This is a genomic window from Candidatus Pantoea symbiotica, assembly GCF_056491525.1.
In genome coordinates, this window is the sequence record NZ_JBSZHR010000003.1 from 928,338 (window position 1) to 953,898 (window position 25,561).

Sequence of the window (25,561 nt, forward strand, 5' to 3'; positions counted from 1 at the left end):
GTTAAGCATTAATTTGCCTATGTATGCAGGTGCGCATGAATGCGCACCCTACGAAAAACGCGCCAATCCTTTGTAGGGTCGCCATTTATGGTGACCGAAAGTCGCTTAAGTGACGAGCATACCGCCATGAATGGCGACCCTACGGAGTGGGCTGAATGCCCTTGCAAAACAAACTCAACGTATGCTGCACAATGATTTCGCGGGGGTAAGCGGTATCGTTGGCAAAGCGGGTGAAGGGCACCAGCACCAGGCTGAGAATCGAGGTCATCAGCAGTTGTGGCTCCAGATCGGGATTGAGTAAGCCTTGCTGCTGCCAGCCCTCAATCAGTTTTTTCACCTGATCGCGTTCGCCGTGACCAAAGCGTTTTTTAATGTGCTGACCTAAACCACCTTCACCTTGCATTACTTCCTGCATCCACAGCGGCGCGAACCAGTTGTGCGTGGTGACGATATCCGCCACTTCACGGATAAAAGCGCTGAATGTAGTGACAGGGTCACGCGGGTCATCCATAAAGTGCGCTACCAGGCGCTGGCGTAATGGCAAAAACCGCTCCTCAACCACGATATCCAGCAGCGATTCGCGCGACTGGAAATAGTAATTGAGCATCGCCGGACTAACGCCCGCTTTGCGCGCAATCGCGTTGAGCGAGGTTTCGCCGATGCCGTTTTCGGCATACAGCGCTAAGGTGATGTCGAGCAGCAGTTCGCGCTGTTGCACGTTGATCGCGCCACCGCGTGGACGGCCAGGACGGCGGGGTTTGGCGGCGTTGGCCATTTCGTCAGCAGGGACTTTTCGTGCGGTCATCTTTACTCGCTCACTTGATTCGTGTCAGACTGAGATCAATATTAATTGTGTATTTAATTAATTTCAATTGGTGTCTGTTATGAAACCCCAAACACTCGCGCCGCAGTCGGGCGGCGGGCAGGAGAATCCTCCTTCCGTCCGCCTGCTGATGAGCGCTTTATTACTGGTGATGCTGCTGGCGGCGCTGGATCAAACCATCGTCTCCACCGCGCTGCCAACCATCGTCGGCGAACTGGGCGGGCTCGATCGCCTGTCGTGGATCGTCACCGCCTATATGCTGGCTTCCACCATTGTCGTGCCGCTGTACGGCAAGTTTGGCGATCTGTTTGGCCGTAAAACCGTGCTGCAAATCTCGGTGATTCTATTCCTGATCGGCTCTGCGCTGTGCGGTCTGGCGCAGAATATGGAGCAGCTGATTTTCACCCGCGCGCTGCAAGGCTTAGGCGGCGGCGGTTTGATGGTGGTGAGCATGGCGGCGGTCGCCGATGTGATTCCGCCGCAAGATCGCGGTAAATATCAGGGCCTGTTTGGCGGCGTATTTGGTTTAGCCACCGTGATTGGTCCGCTGCTGGGCGGTTTTATCGTGCAGCATGCGTCGTGGCGCTGGATTTTCTACATCAATTTGCCGCTCGGATTGTTTGCGCTGGTGATCATCAATGCGGTGTTCAAGACCGACAACAAGCGCAAGCCGCATGAAATCGACTATCCCGGCGCGGTGTTTCTCAGCCTGGCGCTGGTGGGCATTACGCTGTTCACCAGCGAAGGCGGCACATTACGTGAATGGTCCGATCCGCTGCTGTGGTGCATTCTGGCCTTTGGGGTGATTGGCGTAATCGGCTTTATTTATGAGGAGCGCCGCGCCTGGGAACCGATTATTCCGCTGTCGCTGTTCCGCAATCGCAGCTTCTCGCTCGCCAGTTTGATGGCGTTTATTGTCGGCATGTCGCTGTTTGGCAGCGTGACGTTTTTACCGCTCTATCTGCAAGTGGTAAAAGGCTCCACGCCCACCGAAGCCGGTTTGCAACTGCTGCCGCTAATGGGCGGATTGCTGATCACCTCCATCGTCAGTGGACGCATTATTAGCCGCACCGGTAAATATCGGCTGTTCCCGATTTTTGGTACTTTGCTGGCGACCATCGGTATGGCGCTGCTCACCACGCTGACCATCGATGCGCCGCTGTGGCATATCTACCTGTTTGCCTGCGTGCTAGGGATGGGAATGGGCATGGTGATGCAGGTGCTGGTGCTGGCGGTGCAGAACACCGTGACGCCCGATCGTATCGGTGTCGCGACGTCGTCGGTCACGCTGTTCCGCTCGGTGGGTGGCTCGATTGGCGTGGCGCTGTTTGGCGCGGTGTTCAGTCAGGTGCTGAAATCGGGCCTGACCACGCTGGTGGAGCAGGGCAAAGAGCTGCCGCGCGCGCTCGATCCGCAAGCGGTGCATCGTTTGCCGTATGATGTGCAGCAAGCCTATTTGCAGGTGTTTGGCGATGCGGTGCACTCAGCCTTTCAAATGGCGGCGGGCGTGATGCTGCTGGCCTTTGTGCTGTCGCTGTTCCTGCCAGAATCACCGCTGCGCAAGAAAGACGCAGCGGCTTAACGCTGTTACATCGCCGCGCGCTGCTGTAAGGTTTTTACCGCTTGCGCAGCGTCGCGGCCCAGTTCCGCCAAATCCACTCCGGCAATCACATCCTCCTGCATCAGCACTTTTCCTGCGCAGATCAGCGCTTTTAAACTGGCGCGTCCGCCGCTGGCCACCGGGCCAATGGCGGGATCGTGCAGGCCAAAATAGCGCGGATCGTCGAGCCGATAGACGGCGATATCGGCGGCCATGCCGGGCGCAAGACGGCCGGTGTTCAAGCCCAAAACCTGCGCGCCACCGGATGTGCCCCAGCGCACCACATCTTCGATGCTGGCGGCATCGCCACCGCCTTCAAAGGTGCCACCGGCATAGCGCGGATGCGCCAGCATGCCTTTGCGTGCGCGCTGAAACTGCCAGGCTGCGTGGGTTTCGCTTTGCATATCCGCCGCCTCATTCGAGGCTGCGCCATCGACGCCAATCGAGATTTTTACGCCCGCCTGCTCCATCGCCACCAAATCGGCAATGCCGCTACCGAGACGCGCGTTACTTTGCGGGCAGTGCGCGATACCGCTGCCCGCCGCACCCAGCATGGCGATCTCTTCCGGCAGCAGTTTCACCAGATGCGCAAACCAAACGTCGTTGCCGATCCAGTCGTGTTCGGCGCAAAATTGCAGCGGCGTCATACCAAACTTTGCGCGTGCGGCGTCGAGGTAATCAACGGTTTCCGACAGATGGCTGTGCAGACGAATGCCGAGTTGACGTGCCAGGCGCGCGCTCTCGCGCAGTTCCTGCGGCGTGGTGGAGTGCAGCGTGGTGGTCGGCGCCATCACAATGCGGCGCATCGCGCTATCCTGCGGTTGGTGATAGCGCGCCACCAGCCGATCGACATCGGCCATCATGCTGTCAAAGCTTTCCGGGCGCAGCGCGGTGGGCAAGTCGCTCTCTAAGCCACGGCTTTGCGTAGCACCGCCGCGACACAGCACGAAGCGCACGCCCAGCTTGTCAGCTTCATCGAACAGGATTGCTGCGCCATCAAACGGCATATCAGGCCAATAGAGATAGTGATGGTCGGCAATGGTGGTGCAGCCAGAACGCACCAGCTCAACCAAACCGACACGCGCGGCGATGCGAAACGTCTGTTCATCGAAAGCGCCGCGAAAGCGGTACGGCGTCGCGGCCAGCCAGCCGCCGAGGCTGAGATTGAGACCTTGCGGTTCGCCTTTGAGCAGCGATTGAAACAGATGATGATGCGTGTTGACCCAGCCGGGATAGACCACACAGTCGCGGGCGTCGATCACGGTTTCATCAGCGGCAGCGTCGAGCTCGCCCATCTCCGTAATCAGGCCATCGCGGATGCGAATATCGCGCGCACTGCTGCGCGGTTGCTGTTTGTCGCCGGTCAGAATCGCGGCGCAGTGTTTGATTAACAGTTGGCTCATGAGCAACTCACTCCGCGTTGGCCGCGACAAACTGCGTGCTAAATGCGCTCTGCCAGTCGGTGGAGGCTTTGAGCAGACCGGCGTTGACCATAAAGTCACGCGTTGCCTGCCAGCGCTTATCCGTCATCACACCTAGACCTTGTTTCGCCGCATCACCGCCGTCAATCAGATGCAGTGCTTTCATTTGCGACACGCCGAAGGCGAGAATCGCGTCGGTCATCTGCGGGTTCTCTTTTTTGATCAGCGCATTACCGGCAGCCGGATTGGCGAGGTAGGATCGCCAGCCTTCCATCGATGCCGCAACAAAACGTTTCATGACGTCCGGCTCTTTTTGCAGTAAATCGTCGCGCGTCACCAGAATGCCGCCGTACGCTGGATAGCCATAATCGGCAAACAGATAGAATTTGCTGTCCGGCTGCACCTGTTTGATTTGCTGCACTTCGGAGGTGGCGTAAGCTTGCTGCGCGGTATTTTTGTCGGCGAGGAAGGGTTGCATGTTGAAGGTGTAAGGGCGCGCCTGACCATCCTGCAGCTGATATTTGCCTTTCAGCCACGGCCACCAGCTGGCTTGTCCGCTGGCTGATACCAGCACGGTTTTACCTTTTAGTTGTTCCAGTGACTTCACATCGCCATGCGTGACTATGCCTTGCGGATCAAACTGAAACGGCGCGGCGATGGCTTTCAGCGGGAAGTTGCGCTCAACGCCCTGCAGCACTTGCAGATCGTAGCTGACGATGACATCAGCACGATTCGCCAGCAGCAGCGTCATGTTATTCAACTGCGGCCCGCCGGAGCGCACCTCAACATCCAGCCCGAATTTTTTATAGATGCCAGTGGCGAGCGCCTGGTAATAACCGCCTTGTTCAGCCTGTGCGACCCAGGTGGTTTGTAATACCAGTTTGTCGGCGGCGTGCGACAGGGCAGAGGTGCTCAGCAGAGCAGCGAATAACGAGAAACGGAAACGCGACATTGTCATAAAACCCCCAATAAACGTTGAGTTTGTTGTCGTCATCAGGGGCGTTGCGGCGCATGGCGTGCTCACGATGCGTGATTCGCATCGTCCCCTGACGAGGTACAGCTAATGCTGTAGAGCAATGTCCTGCGTGAATCTGCTGTCACGCTGACCGCTTATACTCAATAAGGATTTAGCAAAGCGCATGCCATTCATGTAACACGATGAAAATATTGAGTTTAATCTGAAATGTGTTGAGATTTTGCGTCATCCGCTGATCGTTGATGATGCAAGGCGCCCATTTTTGCACCGCCGTTGTGCAGGCATGATGTGCAAGATGGCTTAACTTGTTGATCTTACTTAGTTCCGTGAGCTGGCACAGGCTTTGCTTGACTGAAAATGAGTAGAAGCTGTCAACCGTGGTTTCACCCGGTGGGTCATTGCTCGATCGCCTGCACGTTAAGCAGGCGCGGGGATGACTGCCACACAGCGGGTGGGTCATCCGTTATCGCTCAATAACGAGGTGCACCAATGGAAAAGACCACTTATGACATGCATGAACTGGCAAAAGAATCGCGGATGGGCGCGCGCGGCGTGGAAGCGGCGCGTGATGTGCGCATCATCGATCTCTCCGATTTCGACCAACGTAAAGCTGAAATAGCCGATCAGTTGTGGCAAGCCGCCACTGAAATTGGCTTCTTCCAGGTTTCCGGCCACGGTATTCCCCTCGACGACATCAATGCGGCTTTTGCTAACGCCAAGCGCTTTTTTGCGCTGCCACAAAGTGACAAAGCGCGCCATCCACTCAGCCGCAATGCCGGCTGGGAATACCGCGCGCAGATTCGTCCCTCCACCGGTAAACCGGACCAAAAAGAGTCGTATCAGGTGACGCGACCGCGTATGGAAGGCTTATGGCCGGATGATGCCACTTTGCCCGGCTTCCAACATGATGTACTGAAATTCGAGCGTCAGTGCTGGGAAGTGGGCATGCGCTTGCTCTCCTGTTTTGCCCTGAAGCTGGGATTCCCCGACGACTTCTTTGCCAAAGCGCATGAGCCCTCGCGCGAAACCTACCAAAGCACGCTGCGGATGCTGCACTACTTTGCCATCAGCGGTGAGCCAGATGGTCCTTGGCGCGCGGGTGCGCATACCGATTTCGATTGCCTGACCTTGCTGTTCCAGCGTGATGGGCAGGGCGGTTTGCAAGTGTGTCCGGGCAAAGAGATGGAGGAGCAAATCTGGACGCCGATCGCGCCGCTGGAAGGCTTAATTACCTGTAATATCGGCGATATGTTGATGCGCTGGAGTGACGACAAGTTGCCGTCGAATTTCCATCGTGTCAGCAATCCGCTGCCGGGTGAATCGGTGCCGGCACGCTACAGCCTGGCGTTTTTCTGCCAGGCGAACGAAGACGTGATTATTGAAGGACCGGAGAAAAAATATCCGCCTATTTCCGCGAAGGATTATCTGGCGCAGCGTATTAGCGCCAATTTCTCCGGCAAGTATTAAACGTACAGCTGTAAGTCGAAATTGATGTCATTCTGTGCAGGAGAGCAAATATTCTCCTGCGCAGAAAAAGCGCAGCGCGGGAAATAGATTTTTAACTCAAATACAAGATGTTACCGTTGCGTAAACTTAGGTAAAAACAACCGGCAAATAAAAGATTTCACCGCACGCCTATTTATTTCTGCAACTTTTTTACGGTATAAATCTCTAACCACTGTCTCCCTCAGCGAAAACACCTACACATGATCAATTCTGCCGCCAGCAAAGTTATCGCCTGCCTGTTTCTTTTTACTCTGGCCGGTTGTTCTTCTAAGTCTTCGCATGCGCCTGCAGAGGACAGCGTGGATACCTCGGCAGACGGTGGCAAACAGCCCGATTTAATTCCGGTGATTGCCGCGCTGCACGATCAAATGCATTCGTGGGAAGGGACTAAATATCAGTGGGGCGGTACGCAATTAACCGGCGTCGATTGCTCAGGATTTGTCTGGCGCACGCTGAAGGATCGCTTCAATATTCCGATGGATCGCGTCACCACCAAAGAGTTAATTGCTATGGGCAAACCGGTGGATCAGGCGCATCTGCAACCCGGTGATTTAGTGTTCTTCCGCATTAAGCGCGAGCTGCACGTCGGCTTTTATGACACCGATCATCAATTCCTGCACGCGTCGGTGAGCCAGGGCGTGATGCGCTCTTCGCTAAATAATCCGTACTGGAAATCGGTTTATTTAGAGGCGCGCCGTTTGCCGAAAGAACAGAATTCGCAGATCAGTTTCAATTATAAAAATAAGGTTTGATGGGTCCGCATAAATGTGCGAAGGGTTGAATGGGTCGCCATGAATGGCGACCCTACGGTTTAATTAAAACTGGTATGAAACGCTCATCGAAACACTGCGCGGCGCGCCATAAACATAGCTGTTCATGTAGCTGTAATATTCGCGATCAAACAGGTTATCGACGTTCGCCTGCACCGCCACCTGCTTAGTCACCTGATAGCGCGCAAACAGCGATGCCAGTGGAATGCTGCCCTGATAAACGCGCACGGTATCGCCGCTGGCATTGGTGGCATCTTCAAACACGCGGTTCTGCCAGTTGATGCCGCCGCCAACCGTCAGATCCGGCAACATTGGTAGCTGATAACGGGTGAACAGTTTGAAGGAAGTTTGCGGCTGATAGCTGTTGAAACGTCCATCTTTATCCCGCGCCACGTAGCGTGTGGCACCGAACGTTAGCTGCAGATTATCGGTTAGCGCACCGTTCAGCTCAAACTCCGCACCTTTACTCACTGCACCTTTGGCGGGCGCATAAGCCTGTTCGTTGCCGCTCAAGTAGACGCCAGCAATCGCCTGACCAACGTTGTCTTGTTCAATACGGAATACCGCCACGGTCGCGGTTAATCGACCATCATACCAGGCGGACTTCAGGCCGGTTTCATAGCTTTTACCGGTAACTGGCGACAGGTATTTGCCGCTGGTATCGCGGTAGGTTTGCGGCAGGAAGATCGAGGTATAGCTGCCGTACGCCGACCATGTATCGTTGATGTCGTACACCAAACCAGCGTACGGCGTGGTGTTATTTTTCGTCATATCGCCGCTGCTGCCGTTGGTGCTCCACTGCGTATAGCGTGCACCAATAATCAGCGACAGCGGATCGGCCAGCGAGAAGCGCGCGGCGGTGTAAGCGGATTTCTGGCGAATGGTATCGTCGGCATTCTGATACCAACCTTGCCATTGCGGCTCGGCGATGTTGCCGTTCCAGTTGTTGTTGAAAATGCCCATGTCGCCTGAGGCGATATCATAGTTTTCCAGGTCGGTAACGCCATCCTGGCTGTAAGTGGCGTTGTGCTGGCGGCTGTAGCTTACGCCCGCCATCAACTGGTGCTGACGCCCTAGCAGCTCAAACGGGCCGCTGGCGTAGCCGTCGAAGGAATCCATCTGGCGTTTGCCGCGATCCATGCTGCCGTAGCCGGTGGTGCCTTCGCCGCTGTCCTGATCAGGGCTGCCCATGACATACAGCAACTTATCGTTAAAGGTATTCTCCGCGTGCGTGCCGTTGACGTGGATGTTCCAGCCGTTATCGAAATTATGATCGATGTCGGCGAACACTTTGCGCGAATTGGTGTTGTAGCGTGCCCAGTTGGCGGCGGAGTTGAGGCTGCGATCGTAATGTGTGGTGGCATTGTTGCTGTAGAACATCGGCAAGCCGCCCCACGTTGGATTGCCGGTGTTGGCATCTTCGTAGTCGTAGCCCAGCGACAGCGTGGTGTGCTCGGTGATATCGGCATCGATCACGCCGTAAAGGAACTTTTTGGTTTTGTGGTAACGATCGAGCCAGCTGTCTTCATCGCTGTAACCGGTCACTACGCGGCCGCGCAGGCTGCCATCCTGATTCAACGGCGCAGAGAGATCGGCAACATAACGCTGTTTGTTCCAGCTGCCGTAGCTGGCGCTGACCGAGCCGGTGAAGGTTTTGCTGTCGGCGTGTTTGCGCACCATGTTGATCGATGCTGACGGGCTTCCCGCGCCGGTCATCAATCCGGTGGCACCGCGTACGATCTCAATACGATCGTAAATGGCGGTATCCGAGGCGGCATCGCCATAGTTCCAGTTGTCATTAATCGACGTGGGAATGCCATCGAAAGAGAAGTTGGTGACTTTAAAGCCGCGCGAATAGTATTCCGAGCGCTCGCTGTCGATCAGGTTGGTTGAGATGCCGGTGGCGTTGGTCAGCACATCGTTCACCGATTGCAGGTTCTGATCCTGCATGCGCTGCTGCGTCACCACGCTGATCGACTGCGGCACATCGCGTGGCGTTAGCAACAATTTGGTGCCCGCCCGCGTGGTTTTTACCGCGTAATCCTGCTTTTCGTTGTTATCGCTGCCGCCGGTTGCGGATGCATCGACCACCAAATCCTGCTGCGTATCGCTTGCTGCCTGCGCCATGTTCGGCGTAAGCAGGGCATGAATCGTCACCGCCAGCAGTGAGACGTTAAAGGTTTTCCTGATGCCAGACATAAAATTTCCTGTAGAAACCTGTGTTATAGGAAGCTGTTTTGCTTCGTTTTTTATTGTTTGCGTCGTTACTTATCAGCCGGGAAGGGCGGAAGAGAAGGCACGCAAACCGCCACTGCGCATTTATTGAGAAAGCCAATGATAATCATTTGCTTTAAAGAATCCGCCGAAGGTTTCAACTGCAATTGTAATAATCTGTAAGTGGGCTATGTATCAAGGTCTTACGAGTAAAAATAACCTGTTAATTGCTAACGTTTTCATGTTTTTAAGGCAATATCAGGACGTTTTTTGGCTAAGAAAGGTGTGCGACTAGCAAGCCGGTATTCACGGCAAAGTACGGAAGATCGTCGAGAAAGTTGCTAAGTTTATGCTAATGCGTATGATTCTCATTCTTCTTGTATTTTCCGTATGCGCACGCGCGCAACGGAGCCGTTCATCCATTGATGGAGTTGAGCATGAAATCGTTATTTAGCCCGCGCAAAGCCGCCTTAGCTGCAGCGATCGTCGCTGCTTTCAGCCTGACCGCTTGCCAGGCTCCGGCTAAAAAAGCCGAAGCGCCAGCCGCCGCTGCCAAGCCAGTTGATACTTCTCTGACCCAGCGCACCTTGGGCGATGGCCTGTATGAAATGGCGTACTCGCCTGCTGCGAAAGCGTTATACGTTGCCAGCGCGCAGAGCTTTAAAGACGTGAACGGCGGTGTGATTTATCGTCTCGACCCAAACACGCTGGAAACCAAAGGCGTGACGCATACCGATCTGAAAAACTTCGGTACGGCGATCGACGAAGCGGGCAGCGTGTTCTACACCACCAACTCGCTGGATGGCGCCATCTCGAAAGTGGATGCGCAAAGCGGCAAAGTGCTGGAACGTTTAGTCTTCCCAGGCAAGAAAGATAAAGAAGGTTATCCGGCGGGCGCGCGTGAAGTGCTGTGGCACGGCAACGAGCTGTATGTTGGTCGCGTGGCCGATCCGGGGTACATCTCGGTGGTTGACGTGAGAACATTCAAGCTGAAAGCCACCATCAAAAATGCAGGCAAATGGGTAACCGGCATCATCTATTCTCCGCTGACTGAGCGCATTTATGCGACCAACGGCGCGGGCGAGATTCTGGTAATCAATCCACGCACGCACAAAATTGAGAAGCGCTGGACGGCGGGCGACGGTAAAGAGTACTTGTTCCTGAATATGGCGGAAGATCCGGCAACAGGTCGCCTGTTCGTCACCGACGATTCGAAAGGCAAAACCACGCTGGTGTTTGATGAGCGCACTGGCAAAGTGATCAAGCGTATTGAAGGCGATGCGCTGGCTATCAAATTCAACGCCAAACGTAATGAGATCTACATCAGCCAGCGCGAATCGAAGAAAGTGCTGCAGTTGGATGCCACCACGTACGCGGTAAAAAACAGCTGGTCGTTTGATAACAATCCAAACAGCCTGCTGATTGGCCCAGACAACAACACGCTATATGTAACGTTGAAAGCGGAGTTTAATAAAGACTCCTCAACCAAAGGCCAGGATCAGATTGCACGCATCGCGCTGAAATAATCCCCTAGCTGTAGCGATAATTCATGCCCTCGTAAGAGGGCATTTTTATTTCTGATGGCTTATAACAGTGCAGGTTAAGCTGTTTTCCCCTGTTAATGACGAATAAGGCGCTGGCTATGTTTAAAGGATTGAGTGCATTTCCCCTGACTCCGCTGAATGCTTCTGGAATTGATGAGAAAGCTTTTCTTAATATTCTTGCGCGGCTCACGGCAGCAAAGGTCGATTCGCTTGGCGTGCTGGGATCCACCGGCAGCTACGCCTATTTCACGCGCGAACAGCGCAAGCGTATTGCGACGCTGGCGGTGCAGCATGCGGACGCTATTCCGGTGATGGTCAGCATTGGCGCGGTGAGCACCGACGAAGTGCTGCGACTTGCCGAGGATGCGCAACAGGCTGGCGCCAGCACCTTGCTGCTGCCCGCCGTTTCCTATCAGAAACTCACTGATGACGAAGTGTTTGGCCTGTATCAGGATGTCACGCGCCACGTTTCGCAGCCGGTGTGCATTTATGACAATCCCGGTACCAGCCACTTTGTCTTCTCCGATGCGCTGCATGCGCGTATCGCCACGCTGCCGCATATCGCTTCCATCAAAATTCCCGGCGTGCCCGCCGATATTGCAGCGGCTACGCAACGGGTAAAGGCTTTGCGTGATCAATTACCGCAAGACGTCACCATTGGCGTCAGCGGCGATGCCTTTGCCGCAGCAGGCCTAATCGCCGGTTGTGAAGTGTGGTATTCAGTGTGCGGCGGACTGTTCCCGCGCACCGCTAAAGCAATGACAGATGCGGCGATGGCGGGCGATTTTGCGGCGGTAGCCGAACAAGGACAGCGGCTGGCATCGCTTTGGGCGCTGTTTACCCAACACGGCGGCAGTATTCGCGTCATCGCTGCGGCGGCCAGCGCGCTGGGGCTTGCTGAGTATGATTGCCTGCCGCGCCCACTGCGTTCGCTTTCGGCGGCGGATGTGGCGGAAGTGAAAAGGGTTATCACAGAGCTCGAGCTGGCGTAGTGATAATGAGTTGATTAACTGTGATCGCACTAATAGTTAATCTGATAATAGTTTCAATGGTTATTATTGTTTCCATCGAAGGCGCACAGCCTTCAAATCAAACAACCAAAGGAATACGACCATGAAAACTATCAAAACTCTGACCATCGCCGCTGCTGCCGCTCTTTCACTGATGTCTGCCGCTAGCTTCGCACAGACCGTTTCAGCTACTTCTCTGACTCTGGATGGTGCTGAAGCCAAAATCGCTGCACAGGCTAAACAGAATGGTGAGCAATACAAAATTCTGGAAGCAAGCAACGGTAACGTCGTACATATGACTGCAGAACTTTACAAATAACGGATGGTTGCATACGGATGTGCCAGAACAGGTCGCCTACGGGCGGCCTTTTTTGTCGACAAAGCGCCGGAAACTGTATAGTTACGTAAGTTATCGTGATCGCACTAATGGTTAATATTGCAACGATAACTTCAGTTATTATTATTCTCATCGAAGGCACACAGTCTTCTATTTAAACCCCTAAGGATTATGACCATGAAAACTATCAAAACACTGTCTATCGCCGCCGTTGCTGCTCTTTCAATGATGTCTGCTGCTAGCTTTGCACAGAGCGTTTCAGTTCAGTCTTCAACTCTGGATGGCGCAGAAGCGAAAATCGCAGCTCAGGCTCAAGAGCAGGGCGCACAGTACAAAATCACCAGCGCCAACACTAACAACCGCGTACACATGACTGCAGAGCTGTATAAATAAGTTAGTCGCACAAGCCGTTGTGTTAAGGCCGCCTCCGGGCGGCTTTGTTGTATCTGCATGTCCGTAAATGGCCTGCGTGTGTCCCGCCGTCCGCCTGCGCTCTGTGTATCATCAACCCAGTTCTCCTTTACACGGATATCGCATGAAAATCTACGTCAGCAAAAACTTCTCACCTGCTAAAGCCTGGGATGCGTTAGACATCGCCAACTTCGGCGGCACCAGCGTGCGTCTGCACTGGACCAATCAACCTTACAAATGGCACATCAATGATGGCGAAGAAGTGTTTGCGGTACTGGATGGCGCGGTAGAGATGCATTACCGCGAAGCGGGCGAGGTGAAGAAAGTGCTGCTCAATACCGGCGACATTTTTTTCGCCAGCATCGGCACCGAGCATGTTGCGCACCCGCAAGGTGAAGCGCGCGTGTTAGTGATCGAAAAAGAAGATTCGGTTTAACGCGCCACTAGCGCTTCAATCTCGGCTTTTGCCTGCAGCAGTGACGCCAGCAAATGCGCGAACTGCTCATCAAAACGCAATGCCGGTGCGGCAATCGCTAAAGCATAGCGTTCACCCGCGCCGGTTTGCAGCGCCACGCTGATGCCGCAAACCCCGCGCGCATGCTCTTCACGATCAATGGCATAACCTTGCTTTCGCGTGGCGGCGATATCTTTCAGCAGCGACTTTGCTTCTTGCTGCGTTTTCTCGGTGCGCACCTCTTTCAGCTGTGGCAGCAAGCTTGCCAGCGCCTCTTCAGATTGCTCCGCCAGTAACGCTTTGCCGTGTGCCGCACAGTGCGAGGGAAACGCGGTGCTCACCGGCGATGCCACCCGCAACTCCTGATCCGAAACACACTGACTCACCAACACGGTATGGCTACCGCGCCAGACGCAGAGATCGACGGTTTCACGCGTACGACGGCCGAGTGTCGCCATTGCCGGTTGTGCCAGCGCGATGATATCGGTATGCGCCGATGCCGCGAGACGAGCCAGCGCCGGACCCAATTTGATGCCATCGCTATCCTGCAACAACAGCTGTTGAGCGATCAGCGAGGTCACCAGCCGATGCACGGTGGTGCGCGGTAATGCAGTGATTTTCGCCAACGCCGACATCGTTAATCCCGCCGGACGATCTTCCAGCGCGCGCAAAATCGTGGCGGCGCGCGCGATCACCTGTGATCCGTTAGTTTCTGTTTCCACACTCATTTTTAGAGGATTCCGTGCGTTTGAGCTGGCAACACTATAGCACGATGGCGTGCGGTGATTGACAGCGCCACCGATTCCTCTAACACTGTCGTCCACTATTCGGTGTTTATGTCCATTATGTGGATATCAGGAGTTGATGTGTCATCCCTCAAACCTACCGGCGCAATTACCTTATTAGCGGTCAGTTGCCTGACGATTATGGTGGGCTGCGTGATTGTTCCCGGACTCAGCGAAATCGCTGCGCAACTTGGCGTCGCGCATTTGGCAAGCTGGCTGGTCACGCTGCCGTCGCTTGGCGTGGTACTGGCGGGTCCGTTAGCGGGACGTGCTATCGATCGCTGGAGCGCTTATTCACTTCTGCTCATCGGACTGTTTTGCTACGGACTTTTCGGCGTCGCAGGCGCGTGGTTGCCTGGCGCGCTACCGCAGATCATCGATCGTCTTTTACTCGGCTGCGCCACCGCAATCGTAATGGCGGCGGGTACCAGCTTGATCGCCCGTTTTTACAGCGGTGAAGCGCGGCTGAAAATGATGGCGCGGCAAGGGATGTCTATCGAACTGGGTGGCGTACTGTTTCTGTTTATTGGCGGTATTCTGGCGTCGATCAGCTGGCGCTGGCCGTATGGGCTTTATCTGTTTGCCTGGCTGATGTTGCTGATGGTGTTGATCACCGTGCCACGCCCGCCGCAGTTGGCGGCATCGGAATCTGTAGATGAGAAGGCGGGAAACAGCGATCGCGCGCTGCGTCCGGTTTTACTCGCCGCACTCTGCTCGATGATGTGTTTTTTCACCGCCGTGATCATGTTGCCGCAACGTTTTGCCGCGATGGGCATTGATGCCGCGCACATTGGTTATTTTCTCTCTTTCGTCTCGCTGGTGGCGGTGCTTGCCGCCGCCATCATGCCCGACGTGTCGCAGCGCTTTGGCAGTTATTCAACCTTAGTGATGGCGTTTGTCTGTTATCTGCTGGCGCATCTGGAGTTTGCCGCTGCGCCAAACATGGTGCTGTTTATTCCGGGCGGCATTTTGCTGGGCATGGGATTTGGTCTGTCGATTCCGCTGGTTAACCATATGACGGTGGAGATCAGCCAGCCGCAGGAACGCGGCCGCCAGCTGGCGCGTTTATCGATGGCGATTTTTTCCGGCCAGTTTCTCGCGGCCTTTATGGCGTATCTGCCCGGCGGTTTCGTCAGCGCCTTTGCTGCCGCCGCGCTGTTAGCGGCAGTAAACGTTTTTGCCATGGGGAAAGTGGGGCGCTCGGTCACTACATGATTTCATAATCGTGCGAAAAGTAACCGTATGCGCGCATCGGGCGCTGTATGGCGCGAGGCGAGTTTTATCCACAGGATAACGCCGACTCTACGCACGGGGATTGTGGATAACCTTGAACAGTTTGGTTTTTTTCGTGGAAGAAAGGCAGTTCAGCAGAAAAAAGGGTTCACGCTGAACGTGAACCCTTAATGATTAATTGCTGTGGCTGGCGACGTATCGGTGCGCACCCTACAAAAACCTTTCCAAACATCCGTAAGGTCGCCATTCCTGGCGACCGTTTTACGCTTAACTGATGGCATTCACAAAGCGGCGCGTTATCTGCTGTGGACGCGTAATCGCGCCGCCGACCACCACCGCATGTGCGCCCAGCGCCAGACAATGCGCCGCCATTTCCGGGGTTTCAACATTCCCTTCGGCAATCACCGGCACCTCTACCGCAGCTAAAACATCACGCAGGAAGCGGCTGTCATCGGCAGCCAGATAACAACCTTGCGTTTCTGCGGTGTAACCGTGCAGCGTGGTGCCGACACAATCGAAACCTAATTCCGCTGCCTTGCACGCTTCTTCCACCGTCGCGATATCAGCCATCAGCAGCAGTTGCGGATAGCGCTGGCGAATCGCTGCCACCAATGCCGGCAGTTGCAAATCGCCAGGACGCGTGTGCAGCGTGGCATCCAGCGCAATCATCGCCGGATTCGCCACCATCAACTCATCCACTTCCCGCAGCGTCGCGGTGATATACACATCGCTGCCGGGATAGTCGCGTTTAATAATGGCGATAATCGGCAAATCCACAGTTTGCATAATCTGCTGCACGTCGATCAGGCTGTTGGCGCGAATCGCTGCTGCGCCGCCTTCCATTGCCGCCAACGCCATGCGCGACATAATAAACGGGCTGTGTAACGGCTCATCTTCCAGAGCCTGACACGAGACCACCAGTTTTCCCTTAATCTGGGCCAGCATCGGTGCTTTCATAGCGCGAGTAACTCCTCTACTTCATTTTTGATAATGGTGACGTGCGGGCCATAAATTACCTGCACGCCCTTGCCACGTTGGATCACGGCGCGTGCGCCGGTGGCTTTCAATGCGTTTTCATCGAGCTTGCTGCTGTCGATCAGCGTGATGCGCAGACGCGTGGCGCAGCAATCCAGTTCGGCGATGTTCTGCTTGCCGCCTAAAGCCGCGATGACCTGTAAAGGACGTTCTCCGGCGACCATCGGCGCTGTTTCAATGCTGGCATCTTCACGGCCCGGCGTTTTGAAATTGAAGCGGGTGATCAGCAGGCGGAAAGTAAAGTAATAGAGCAGGAACCACGGCACGCCAACCAGCGGGACATACCACCAGTGGGTTTTAGCTTCGCCCTGTAATACGCCGAACAGAATGAAATCGATCAGGCCGCCGGAGAAGGTTTGGCCAATGGTGATGTGCAGGATGTGGGCGATCATAAATGCCAGCCCATCAAACAGCGCGTGGATGACATACAGCACCGGCGCAACAAACAGGAACGAGAACTCAATTGGTTCGGTGATGCCGGTAAGGAAAGAGGTCAGCGCCGCCGATAGCAGCAATCCCGCCACGCGTTGGCGGTTTTCCGGTTTGGCGGTGTGATACATCGCCAGACACGCGCCGATTAGGCCAAACATCATGGTGATGAAGCGCCCGGACATAAAGCGCGCGGTGCCAACGTAGAATTGCTGGGTATTGGGATCGGCAAGCTGGGCGAAGAAGATGCGCTGCGTGCCTTCCACCAGATGTCCGTTGACCACTTCGCTGCCGCCGAGCGCGGTGGTCCAGAACGGCAAATAGAAGATGTGATGCAGGCCGAATGGGCCAAGCATGCGCAGCACGAAGCCGTAGATAAAGGTGCCGAAATAGCCGGTGGCATCCACCAAGCCGCCGAGGCCAAAAATCAGTTTCTGGAAATGCGGCCAGACAATGGTCATCGCCGCGCCCACCAGAATGGCGACCAGGGAACTGATTATCGGTACGAAGCGCGAGCCACCGAAAAAGCCAAGGAACTGCGGCAGGGCGATTTTGTTATAGCGGTTATGCAGCATGGCCGTCACCAGCCCGATCACCACGCCACCAAATACGCCGGTTTCCAGGGTTTGAATGCCAAGCGGCATACCTTGTCCTTCCGCGCTCAGGTTGCCCTGAGCCAGCACGCCGGTTAGCGTCAGCAGCGCATTAATGGTGGCGTTCATCACAAGATAAGCCAGCAGCGAAGCCAATCCGGCGGTGCCTTTGTCACTTTTGGCCAATCCTACCGCTACGCCAACCGCAAACAGCACCGCGAGGTTGGCAAACACCACCGAACCGGCGCTCGCCATAATGGTGAACACGCCTTGCAGCCAGGTCACATCGAGGAACGGATAGGCTTTGATGGTATTGGGATTGGAGAGTGCGCCGCCAATGCCCAGCAGTAACCCGGCTGCCGGTAGCACGGCAATCGGTAACATGAACGACTTGCCAAAACGCTGGGCTTTTTCGAACCAAACTCCTGAGGAGGCACCGCTGAGGATTGATGACATAAATTTTTATCCCTGAAGTGATGTTGTGGTAAAAATTATTACCACAATTTAATTCATCAGGTGAAAATTTCCATCATTATTGTGATAGCTTTCACTTATGCCCTAATCTGCTGCACACTGTGCGCCATTAATGCCGTGAACCAGAGAGACCGCCATGACGGACAATGAAAACATCTTGCTGCACCTGCGCCAGGGTTTGCCGGGCTACAGTCCGACGCTGCAAAAGCTGGGCGATTTCATCCTCACCGACCCGCAGAAAGTGCTGTATCTCACCATCACCGAACTGGCGCGTGAGACCGATACCAGCGAAGCGAGCGTGACGCGGCTGTGTCGTCATCTCGGCTGCAAAGGCTATACCGAATTCAAAATGGCGCTGGCGCTGGATGTGCAACACAATCAGCCCGCCGCGATTGCCAGCGGTGACAGCATCGACATGCTGGTGGAGGAAACGGTGCAGGCGCTGCGGGATACCGGGAAATTCATCAACCGCGAGGTGTTACAGCTCGCGGTAGAAGCGCTGCATCAGGCCAACACCATCCAAATCTACGGCGTGGCGGCCAGCGCGATTACCGGTGAGTATTTGCACTATCGCCTGTTGCGCTTAGGTAAATCGGCACAGCTGTTTGGTGATATGCATCGCGCGGCAATGAATGCCTCGACGCTAAAAGAGGGCGATTTGGTGATCGCCATCTCTGCATCCGGTTCAACCAAAGATGTGATGCATGTGGTGAAGGTGGCGAAAAAGCAAAACGCCCGCGTGCTGATGCTGAGTAATACGTTGCGCAGCCCGATGGGCAGCTTAGCCGATATGCTGCTGGTGGCCGCACGGCCGGAAGGCCCGTTCAACGCCGGTGCGTTGAGCGGCAAAGTGGGCGCGATGCTGCTGGTGGAAGTGCTGATTAACGAGTTGATGACGCACGATGCACGCTATCTGGCGGCGAGCCAGCAAACGGCGACTGCGACGTTGCCGATGCTGATGTGATTTGAGTGGGATGGGGGAAGGTCGCCATGAATGGCGACCCTACAAAACGTGCGATTTTATATGTTATTCGCTGGCTAACGCTGCTACCGGATCCATGCGTGCGGCTTTGCGCGCCGGCAGATAACCAAAAATCATGCCGATGATGGTGGAGCAGGCAAAGGCTGCGCCCGCCGATTGCCACGAGAAGATCGCCGTAATCATACCGCCCGCCAGCAGGCTGATAATCGGTCCAATCACCAGCGCCAGCGCGACGCCGAGCGATCCGCCCACCAGACAGACTAAAACCGCTTCGATCATAAACTGCTGCATGATGTCGCCGCGTCGCGCGCCCACCGCCATGCGCACGCCGATTTCATGGGTACGCTCCGTTACCGACACCAGCATGATGTTCATCACGCCGATGCTGCCAATCATCAGCGCAATCGAGGCGACCAGAAGAATCAGCAACGTTAACGTTGCGGCGGCGTCTTCAATCGCTTTACGATATTTGTCGCGATTGAACACCAGGAAATCTTTGGTGCCGTGACGCGCGGTCAATAGTTGCGTCAGCGATTCCACCGCCGGGCCGCTTACCACATCGTCCTTGAGTTTAATGCTGATGCTGGTGAGCGCGGTTTGCCCGCTGATGCGATACATCACGGTGCTCCACGGCAGCCACACGCTGAGGCGATTGGGCGACATACCATCGTTATTATCCGCCACGCCAATCACCCGCACCGGCACCGAACCCAACACGATCATTTTGCCAATCGGGCTGTCGCCGTTTTCGCCGAACAGTTTGTTGCGCGTGTTGGTATCAATGATGATCTCCTGACGCGCGTGACGTTCATCGCTGAAGTTGCTGCCTTCCAGCAGTTTGATGCCCTGAATCTGGAAGTACTCTTTGCCGACGCCGTACACCGAGGTTTTTGAGGAGTTGGAGAGATAGCGAATCGGCTGATTGGCGATCATCTCCGGACTGACCGCCGCAACAAACTGCTGACGCCCAATCACGTCGGCATCCGACATGACCAGCGTCAGCACCGGATGCGCTTCATCCTCAACGAAATCACCGCCGGCATAAATCGACACCACGTTAGTGCCGAGCCCGGAAATACTCTCCAGCGTTTTTTGCCGTGCGCCCTGGCCGAGCGCCACTACGGTAACCACCGCCGCGATGCCAAAAATAATCCCGGTCATGGTCAGCGCGGTGCGCAGCCGATGCGCGTTCATGGCATTCAGCGCCATGCGCAATGATTCACGTAAGCGGTCGAGAAAGCCGCGCAGCTTGCTCTGACTTTTGCGCGCGGCGGGTATATATTGCGCGCGGTTGGCATCCGGTTTGCGGCCGCTGTCGGCAAAAATCTCGCCGTCCTGAATCTCAATAATGCGATCGGCGTGCTGCGCCACTTTCATGTCATGCGTCACGATGATCACCGTGTGACCTTCGCGATTGAGATCGTGCAGGATGCGCAGCACCTCTTCGCCGGAGTGCGAATCCAGCGCGCCGGTCGGTTCATCGGCAAGAATGATTTCGGCACCGTTAATCAGTGCGCGCGCAATACTGACGCGCTGCTGCTGGCCGCCGGACAACTCACCCGGTTTGTGATGCTCGCGGCCCTGCAAACCTAAACGTGCCAGCAGATCTGCCGCGCGCTGCAGCCGCGCTTTGCCCTGCAGATTGGCGTAAATAGATGGGATTTCAACGTTGCTCAGGGCGCTAAGATCCGGCATCAGATGGTAGCGCTGGAAGATAAAGCCGATGTGTTCGCGGCGTACTTTCGCCAATGCATCCGGCGACAGCGTGGCGGTGTTCTGACCACCAATCAAATAGTCGCCGCTATCTGGCGCATCAAGGCAGCCGAGGATGTTCAGCAGCGTTGATTTACCCGAACCGGACGGCCCGATAATCGCCACCAGCTCGCCGCTGGCGATACTCAGGTTAATATCCTTCAGCACATGCAGATATTGCGAACCGTTAACATAGCTGCGCTGAATGTTTTTCAGTTCGATGATATTCACATCACCACCTTGTCAGCGCCCGCCGTCTGCGTGGCAAGGATCACTTTCTCACCGGCTTTTAAGCCGCTCAGCACCTGAATATCAACGCTGTCAGTGATGCCGGTGGTGATGATGCGTTTCACCGCTTGGTTATCCTGATCCGGGACTTCCACGTAGGTTTTGCCGTCGGCATCTTTCTTCGTCGCCTGCACCGGCACCAGCAACGCATCTTTCACCGCATCACGGATGAGATTGACCTGCGCGGTCATGGAGATACGTAACGCGTTGTCCGGGTTTGGCACATCAAGCAGGGCGTGGTAGTAAACGGCCGCATTGGTGGTGCTGCTCGACGTGCTCTCGCTATTGCCCATCAGCGCGTCATCTTTCATTACCGATTCCGGTGCCAGTTCGAGGCTGCGCAGCGTGGCGTTGTAGCGCTTGTCCGGATTGGAGAAGGTGGTGAACCACGCTTGCTGGCCGGGCTGCACATTGTTGATGTCGGCTTCGGAAATCTGCACTTTAATCGTCATGGTACCGAGTTGCGCCAGCTTGGCGATGGTCGGCGCCGTTTGCACCGCGTTCACCGTTTGACCTTGCTTAGTGACAATAGCGATGACCGTGCCGTCCATGGGCGCCATGATGCGGGTATAGCCGAGATCGAGTTGCTTCTTGTCTACCTCAATCTGCGCCTGAATCACGCGCGCTTTTTGCGCCGTCAGTTCTGCGCGTGCGCTGCGCCAGTCTTCTTCGGCGGTGTCAAAATCCTGACGCGAGATCGCATTGGTTTTGATCATCTGCTGCAAGCGCTGATATTGCGCTTGCTGTCGAACCAGCGCAGCTTCGCGGGTTTCCAGATCGGCCTGCGCCACGCTCAGCGCCGCTTGCGCATTACGTAAATCGCTGCGCTGTGGCTGGTCGTCAATCTCGGCAATCAGCTGGCCTTTGCTGACGCTATCGCCCGCTTTGATATAAAGCTTTTTTACCTGCCCGGAAACCTGCGCACCGACGTTGACGCGTTCAATCGCATCCATTTTGCCGGTGGCGGCAATCACGTTTTCGATATTGCCCTGGCGCACCTCGGCGGTGACCACCGCGTTGGGTTTGTTGCGTGAACCGGCGTAGTGCCAGACCAACAGCAGGAGAATGACGGCAGCGAGCGTGGCGAATAGCCACTTTTTCGAGATATTGAGCATAAGCGTCCCTTTTATGAAGTGAGAATCATAATCACTTCAGGGAACAAACTGGAGAAAATTCTCATGTTAAAAAAAACTTTAAATTTTTCCGAATAGAAAGGGCGGCTGAGTTGTTTACAGCGTATCTGAGTCACTGTTTGCCTCAGCTTGAGTTCCATCCATGACACGCCATGAGGATTAACCATGAATACGATGATGAAGTTACGCTGGTTAGCGCTGCCCGTATTACTAATGACGCTGCATGCGCCTGCAGCACTGGCAATGGGCGATGATGACAGCGACAAAAAGACGCCGGATTGCCCGAAAGGCCAGGTTTATGACAGCAAATCTAAATCCTGCGTGCCGGAGAAAACCAGCATGCTGAGCGACAGCGACAAAACCAATTACGCTTATCACCTGGCGAAAAAGGGCGAATATCAAGCGGCGATCAACTTGCTGGATACGCTGCATAATCAGAACACCAAAGAAGCCTGGAACTATCGCGGTTATGCCACGCGTAAACTGGGTAAAACCGACGAAGGCATGGCCTATTATCAGAAATCGATCGCGCTCGATCCGAAATATGCCAAAGTGCGCGAATATCTGGGTGAAGCCTGGATGATCAAAGGGCGGCCGGATCTGGCGAAAGAGCAGCTCACCATCATTAAATCGCTGTGTGGCGTGGATTGCGAAGAGTACCGCGATCTCAACGCCGCGATTCAGGGCCATCCGGAAGCCTGATGAACGCCGCGCTTAGAGGACGAAAACATCACTAGCACTGAAGTCCGCCAGCATTTAGCGGCGCATCTGGCCCGCCTGTGGCGCTACGCCATGGTGCTGTCACGCAACCGCGATGTCGCCGAAGAACTGGTGCAATCTACCTGCGTCCGGGCGCTGGAACGCAGCGCCCAGTACACGCCCGGCACGCGTATTGATCGCTGGCTGTTTAGCGTGCTGCATTCGGTGTGGATCAACGAACTGCGCGCGCAGCGGGTGCGCCTCGGGCAAGGCTTTGTCGACTGCGACGAGCTTGTTGCTGCGGATCAGCAACCGCATGATGAGCAACGTCAGCAATACGCCAAAGTGATGCAGCGGGTGAGTCAGTTGCCCGAAGCGCAGCGCAACGCGGTGTTCCTGGTTTACGTCGAAGGATTCACCTATCAGGAAGCCGCCGATACGTTGGCGGTGCCGATTGGCACCATCATGAGTCGCCTTGCGGCGGCGCGCACTACCTTAGCCAGCGCAGCCACTTTGCGCCCGGCTGGACAGGAGAAACGTTTGTGAAGGCTGCACGTTTTAGTTCGCCTTATGCGGACGAGGCCATCGTCGCCTGGCTGGATGGCGAGATGCGCGCGGATGAAGCGCTGGCGTTTGAGAATGAACTCAAGCGCAGTGAAGCGCTGTCGGCACGCACTGCCGAGTTGATGAAGAGCAATCAACCTTTTGCTGAGGCCTTTGCGCCAATGCTGGATGACGCACCGCTTGAGCGCATGGCACCGCGCTTAGCGCATCTGCTGGCAACGACGCCGTCCGCGCCGCAGGTCAGCCGCCGCGCGCTGATCGCCGCTTCGGTGAGTTTTTTGCTGGTGGGCAGCAGTATCGGTTTTCTGGCGCGACCGGCAATCAAAGCTGAGCAGGGCGAAAGCGAAAAGATCCGCGAGCTGGAAGCACAATATATGTCGCTGTACAGCGCGGAAACGCTGGCCGACGTCGACAGTTCACCGCTGGTGTTGCAGCAATCGCTGGCGCGTACCGCGCGCGATCTCGATCTGCATTTCACGCCAGCGCAGTTAACGCTGCCGGAAGCGACGCTGAAGAGTGTGCGCATGCTGCGTTATGACGATGCGCTGATTACGCAGATTGCCTGGAATCACAGCAGCTACGGTCCGATGGCGCTGTGTATTTCGCGCGAAGATCATCAGCAAACCACCGATTTGGCGCAGGAGAAACGACAGGGAATGAATGTGGTGTGGTGGCACAAAGCGGGATATCAATATGTACTGATTGGCCGAAATCCTGCGCAGCAGTTGAAAAAGACCGCGCAGGCATTAATACAGGCAATGCTGGCGTAGGGTCGCCATTCATGGCGACCCTTTCATTACAGCTCCAGCTTGGCTTTCAGCAACGCAATCTCCTCACGCCACTGCGCCTGCAACGCGGGTTTCTGATGCTTCGGCTTGCGCGCCAGATCCTCATCCAACTTGCTTTCTACCTCCAGCAGCGCCAGCAGCAACGCATCTTCATCCCACGCTGTTGCCGTTGCAGCAGGTGCGACAGAATCAGACGTTGCTATTGCCTGCTCAGCACGCATGCGCTCGGTCACCGCGTCAAAATCGTGCCATTCGCTGAGTTTTTGATCTTCAATCAGCCAGAAACGGTTGCAGCTGTTGGCGATTAATTGACGATCGTGCGACACCAGCAACACCGCGCCGTCGAACTGGTTGAGCGCTTCTGCCAGCTCCTCTTTGCCCACCATATCCAGATGGTTGGTGGGCTCATCGAGCAGCAGCAGCGAATAACGCGCCAGCGTCAGCCCAACAAACAGCAAGCGCGAACGCTCGCCGCCGCTGAGTGAGCCAATCAACTGATGATGACGCAGATACGTAAAACCTGCGCCGATTAGCGCCATCTTGCGCTGCTCATCGCTGAGCGGAGCAAAATGCGCCAGCGCGTCACTCAGCGTTTCCTCATCATGCAGCTGATGCAGACTTTGATCGTAATAGCCGAGGCGCGCGCGAGGATGAAACAGCGGGCTATCTGTGTGTTGATATTCACCCCACAAATGCCGTAGCAGCGACGATTTACCACAACCGTTGCGGCCAACTATCGCTACGCGATCGCCACTTTTCACCTGCAACATCGGCAGTGAAAACAGAGCTGGCGCGTCATCGGCTGGATGAATCGACATCTCCGGCAACGCTAAAACGCGATTGGCATCCAGCGCTTCACCTTGCAGTTGCAGCCGCCACAACGATCCTTCGCTCAGCGTGGTTTGTGCCTCTTTCAACCAACCGGCGCGCTTCTCCATCTGCTGCGCCTTGCGCGACAACCCTTCGTTATCGTAAGTGCGGCCCCAAATCGCCAGACGTTTGGCGCTTTTCTCGACGCGCTCAATCTCCCTTTGCTCAGCCTGATGACGCTGCGCATCCGCTTCATCCTGCTCATCCAGCGCCTGACGCGCCGCGCTGCAGGGCAGACGGAAGAATTGCAGACCGCGATCGCGCAGAATCCAGCTGCAGTTGGTCACCCGATCGAGCAAGGTGCTGTCATGGGAAACCAGTACGAAGCTGCCGCTCCAGCCGTTAAGGAAATTCTCCAGCCACAACAGCGTCGGCAGATCGAGGTGGTTGCTGGGTTCATCGAGCAGCAGCAGATCCGGTTGCAGGATCAGCGCGCGCGCCAGCAGCAGGCGCATATGCTGGCCACCGCTCAGAGTCGCAGCGGTTTGCGCTTGTTGCTCAGCCGTGAAACCCAGGCTGCCCAACAGCGCTTCGGCACGCCAGCGATCACTTTGTTCCGGCAGGCGCGCCATTACGCCATTCAGCAGCGAATCATTATGCAGTTCTGCAGGCAGATGCTGCTCGATGCGCGCCAGTAAACAGAGATTAGCCGATGTAACGCTGCCGTGGCTAGGTTCCAGATCGCCACTGAGGATTTTCAATAAGGTACTTTTACCGGTGCCGTTATCACCCAGCAAACCGATGCGATCGCCTTTTTTCAGGCTGAAATGGATATCGTGAAACAGCGTGCCGAAGGCGTTATCGAAGCCGACAGCGTGGGCGGATAATAATGTGCTCATGTGCTTACTCATAAGTTGCAGGCGCAAAAAG

Annotated in this window: 24 protein-coding genes; 13 read left to right on the plus strand and 11 right to left on the minus strand. The window is 55.5% G+C overall.

Translation table 11 applies throughout. The features are described from left to right. Positions 1–139: 139 nt before the first annotated feature. A complete protein-coding gene (locus ACXIZX_RS24930; protein WP_479405374.1) occupies positions 140–805 on the minus strand; it encodes a TetR/AcrR family transcriptional regulator in 666 nt (221 codons plus the stop codon). A gap of 79 nt (positions 806–884) precedes the next feature. Here ACXIZX_RS24930 and ACXIZX_RS24935 point away from each other — a divergent pair, with 79 nt between their 5' ends. Further along, positions 885–2,405 (plus strand): MDR family MFS transporter, encoded by a 1,521-nt coding sequence (locus tag ACXIZX_RS24935; protein WP_479405375.1) that lies wholly within the window; start codon positions 885–887, stop codon positions 2,403–2,405. A gap of 5 nt (positions 2,406–2,410) precedes the next feature. Here the strand turns inward: ACXIZX_RS24935 and ACXIZX_RS24940 are convergent, their stop codons facing one another. The 3 genes from ACXIZX_RS24940 to ACXIZX_RS24950 all read right to left on the minus strand — a co-directional run bounded on the left by ACXIZX_RS24940 (position 2,411) and on the right by ACXIZX_RS24950 (position 5,280). Then, entirely contained in the window at positions 2,411–3,826 is a 1,416-nt protein-coding gene (locus ACXIZX_RS24940) for an amidohydrolase family protein (protein WP_479405376.1), read from the minus strand. 7 nt (positions 3,827–3,833) lie between these two features. Further along, positions 3,834–4,802: an ABC transporter substrate-binding protein gene (locus ACXIZX_RS24945; RefSeq protein ID WP_179452325.1), complete on the minus strand. Its 969-nt coding sequence runs from the start codon at positions 4,800–4,802 to the stop codon at positions 3,834–3,836. 169 nt (positions 4,803–4,971) lie between these two features. After that, complete coding sequence (locus ACXIZX_RS24950) at positions 4,972–5,280, minus strand: hypothetical protein (protein ID WP_179452324.1); 309 nt, start codon at positions 5,278–5,280, stop codon at positions 4,972–4,974. Positions 5,281–5,309: 29 nt separating this feature from the next. Between ACXIZX_RS24950 and ACXIZX_RS24955 the strand changes: the two genes are divergently transcribed. Continuing rightward, positions 5,310–6,287, plus strand: coding sequence for an isopenicillin N synthase family dioxygenase (locus ACXIZX_RS24955; protein WP_179452323.1), 978 nt, complete (start codon positions 5,310–5,312; stop codon positions 6,285–6,287). A 239-nt stretch (positions 6,288–6,526) separates the two neighbouring features. After that, positions 6,527–7,078 carry a C40 family peptidase gene (locus ACXIZX_RS24960; protein ID WP_008101910.1) on the plus strand — a complete coding sequence of 184 codons (552 nt, stop codon included), beginning with the start codon at positions 6,527–6,529 and terminating at the stop codon, positions 7,076–7,078. Between the two features lie 63 nt (positions 7,079–7,141). Here ACXIZX_RS24960 and fhuE read toward each other — a convergent pair whose 3' ends face one another. Next, on the minus strand, positions 7,142–9,295 hold the full coding sequence (fhuE, locus tag ACXIZX_RS24965; protein WP_179452322.1) for a ferric-rhodotorulic acid/ferric-coprogen receptor FhuE: 2,154 nt from the start codon (positions 9,293–9,295) through the stop codon (positions 7,142–7,144). Between the two features lie 452 nt (positions 9,296–9,747). Here fhuE and ACXIZX_RS24970 point away from each other — a divergent pair, with 452 nt between their 5' ends. The 5 genes from ACXIZX_RS24970 (at position 9,748) to ACXIZX_RS24990 (ending at position 13,048) form a co-directional block, all read left to right on the plus strand. Beyond that, positions 9,748–10,836: a YncE family protein gene (locus ACXIZX_RS24970; protein WP_179452321.1), complete on the plus strand. Its 1,089-nt coding sequence runs from the start codon at positions 9,748–9,750 to the stop codon at positions 10,834–10,836. A 116-nt stretch (positions 10,837–10,952) separates the two neighbouring features. Next, positions 10,953–11,846 (plus strand): dihydrodipicolinate synthase family protein, encoded by an 894-nt coding sequence (locus tag ACXIZX_RS24975; protein ID WP_179452320.1) that lies wholly within the window; start codon positions 10,953–10,955, stop codon positions 11,844–11,846. Positions 11,847–11,967: 121 nt separating this feature from the next. Continuing rightward, positions 11,968–12,183 carry a YdgH/BhsA/McbA-like domain containing protein gene (locus ACXIZX_RS24980; RefSeq protein ID WP_007890154.1) on the plus strand — a complete coding sequence of 72 codons (216 nt, stop codon included), beginning with the start codon at positions 11,968–11,970 and terminating at the stop codon, positions 12,181–12,183. A gap of 195 nt (positions 12,184–12,378) precedes the next feature. Continuing rightward, positions 12,379–12,594: a YdgH/BhsA/McbA-like domain containing protein gene (locus ACXIZX_RS24985; RefSeq protein ID WP_008101902.1), complete on the plus strand. Its 216-nt coding sequence runs from the start codon at positions 12,379–12,381 to the stop codon at positions 12,592–12,594. Positions 12,595–12,736: 142 nt separating this feature from the next. Beyond that, positions 12,737–13,048 (plus strand): cupin domain-containing protein, encoded by a 312-nt coding sequence (locus tag ACXIZX_RS24990; RefSeq protein ID WP_179452319.1) that lies wholly within the window; start codon positions 12,737–12,739, stop codon positions 13,046–13,048. Here ACXIZX_RS24990 and ACXIZX_RS24995 read toward each other — a convergent pair. Beyond that, on the minus strand, positions 13,045–13,794 hold the full coding sequence (locus tag ACXIZX_RS24995; protein WP_179452318.1) for an IclR family transcriptional regulator: 750 nt from the start codon (positions 13,792–13,794) through the stop codon (positions 13,045–13,047). The genes ACXIZX_RS24990 and ACXIZX_RS24995 overlap by 4 nt on opposite strands. A gap of 138 nt (positions 13,795–13,932) precedes the next feature. On the opposite strand from ACXIZX_RS24995, the gene ACXIZX_RS25000 reads away from it, so the two are divergent. Further along, on the plus strand, positions 13,933–15,066 hold the full coding sequence (locus ACXIZX_RS25000) for an MFS transporter (protein WP_179452317.1): 1,134 nt from the start codon (positions 13,933–13,935) through the stop codon (positions 15,064–15,066). 285 nt (positions 15,067–15,351) lie between these two features. On the opposite strand, the gene ACXIZX_RS25005 is transcribed toward ACXIZX_RS25000, so the two are convergent. Beyond that, positions 15,352–16,041, minus strand: a complete 690-nt coding sequence (locus ACXIZX_RS25005; RefSeq protein WP_277967342.1) for an N-acetylmannosamine-6-phosphate 2-epimerase — start codon at positions 16,039–16,041, stop codon at positions 15,352–15,354. Next, entirely contained in the window at positions 16,038–17,597 is a 1,560-nt protein-coding gene (locus ACXIZX_RS25010) for a PTS transporter subunit EIIC (RefSeq protein WP_479405377.1), read from the minus strand. The genes ACXIZX_RS25005 and ACXIZX_RS25010 overlap by 4 nt, the downstream gene beginning before the upstream one ends. A 154-nt stretch (positions 17,598–17,751) precedes the next feature. On the opposite strand from ACXIZX_RS25010, the gene ACXIZX_RS25015 reads away from it, so the two are divergent. Continuing rightward, entirely contained in the window at positions 17,752–18,579 is an 828-nt protein-coding gene (locus ACXIZX_RS25015; RefSeq protein ID WP_061719167.1) for a MurR/RpiR family transcriptional regulator, read from the plus strand. Positions 18,580–18,642: 63 nt separating this feature from the next. Here the strand turns inward: ACXIZX_RS25015 and ACXIZX_RS25020 are convergent, their stop codons facing one another. After that, positions 18,643–20,580, minus strand: a complete 1,938-nt coding sequence (locus ACXIZX_RS25020; RefSeq protein WP_479405378.1) for a MacB family efflux pump subunit — start codon at positions 20,578–20,580, stop codon at positions 18,643–18,645. Then, complete coding sequence (locus ACXIZX_RS25025; RefSeq protein ID WP_479405379.1) at positions 20,577–21,752, minus strand: efflux RND transporter periplasmic adaptor subunit; 1,176 nt, start codon at positions 21,750–21,752, stop codon at positions 20,577–20,579. The genes ACXIZX_RS25020 and ACXIZX_RS25025 overlap by 4 nt, the downstream gene beginning before the upstream one ends. A 183-nt stretch (positions 21,753–21,935) precedes the next feature. Here ACXIZX_RS25025 and ACXIZX_RS25030 point away from each other — a divergent pair, with 183 nt between their 5' ends. Genes ACXIZX_RS25030 through ACXIZX_RS25040 form a run of 3 tightly spaced genes read left to right on the plus strand, consistent with a single transcriptional unit; the run spans position 21,936 to position 23,803 of the window. Beyond that, positions 21,936–22,472 (plus strand): tetratricopeptide repeat protein, encoded by a 537-nt coding sequence (locus ACXIZX_RS25030; protein ID WP_154157487.1) that lies wholly within the window; start codon positions 21,936–21,938, stop codon positions 22,470–22,472. Between the two features lie 27 nt (positions 22,473–22,499). Further along, positions 22,500–23,015 carry a sigma-70 family RNA polymerase sigma factor gene (locus tag ACXIZX_RS25035; protein ID WP_479405399.1) on the plus strand — a complete coding sequence of 172 codons (516 nt, stop codon included), beginning with the start codon at positions 22,500–22,502 and terminating at the stop codon, positions 23,013–23,015. After that, complete coding sequence (locus ACXIZX_RS25040) at positions 23,012–23,803, plus strand: anti-sigma factor family protein (protein WP_479405380.1); 792 nt, start codon at positions 23,012–23,014, stop codon at positions 23,801–23,803. Before ACXIZX_RS25035 ends, ACXIZX_RS25040 begins: the two co-directional genes overlap by 4 nt. Before the next feature lie 26 nt (positions 23,804–23,829). On the opposite strand, the gene ACXIZX_RS25045 is transcribed toward ACXIZX_RS25040, so the two are convergent. Then, a complete protein-coding gene (locus tag ACXIZX_RS25045) occupies positions 23,830–25,530 on the minus strand; it encodes an ABC-F family ATP-binding cassette domain-containing protein (RefSeq protein WP_479405381.1) in 1,701 nt (566 codons plus the stop codon). Positions 25,531–25,561 lie beyond the last annotated feature (31 nt).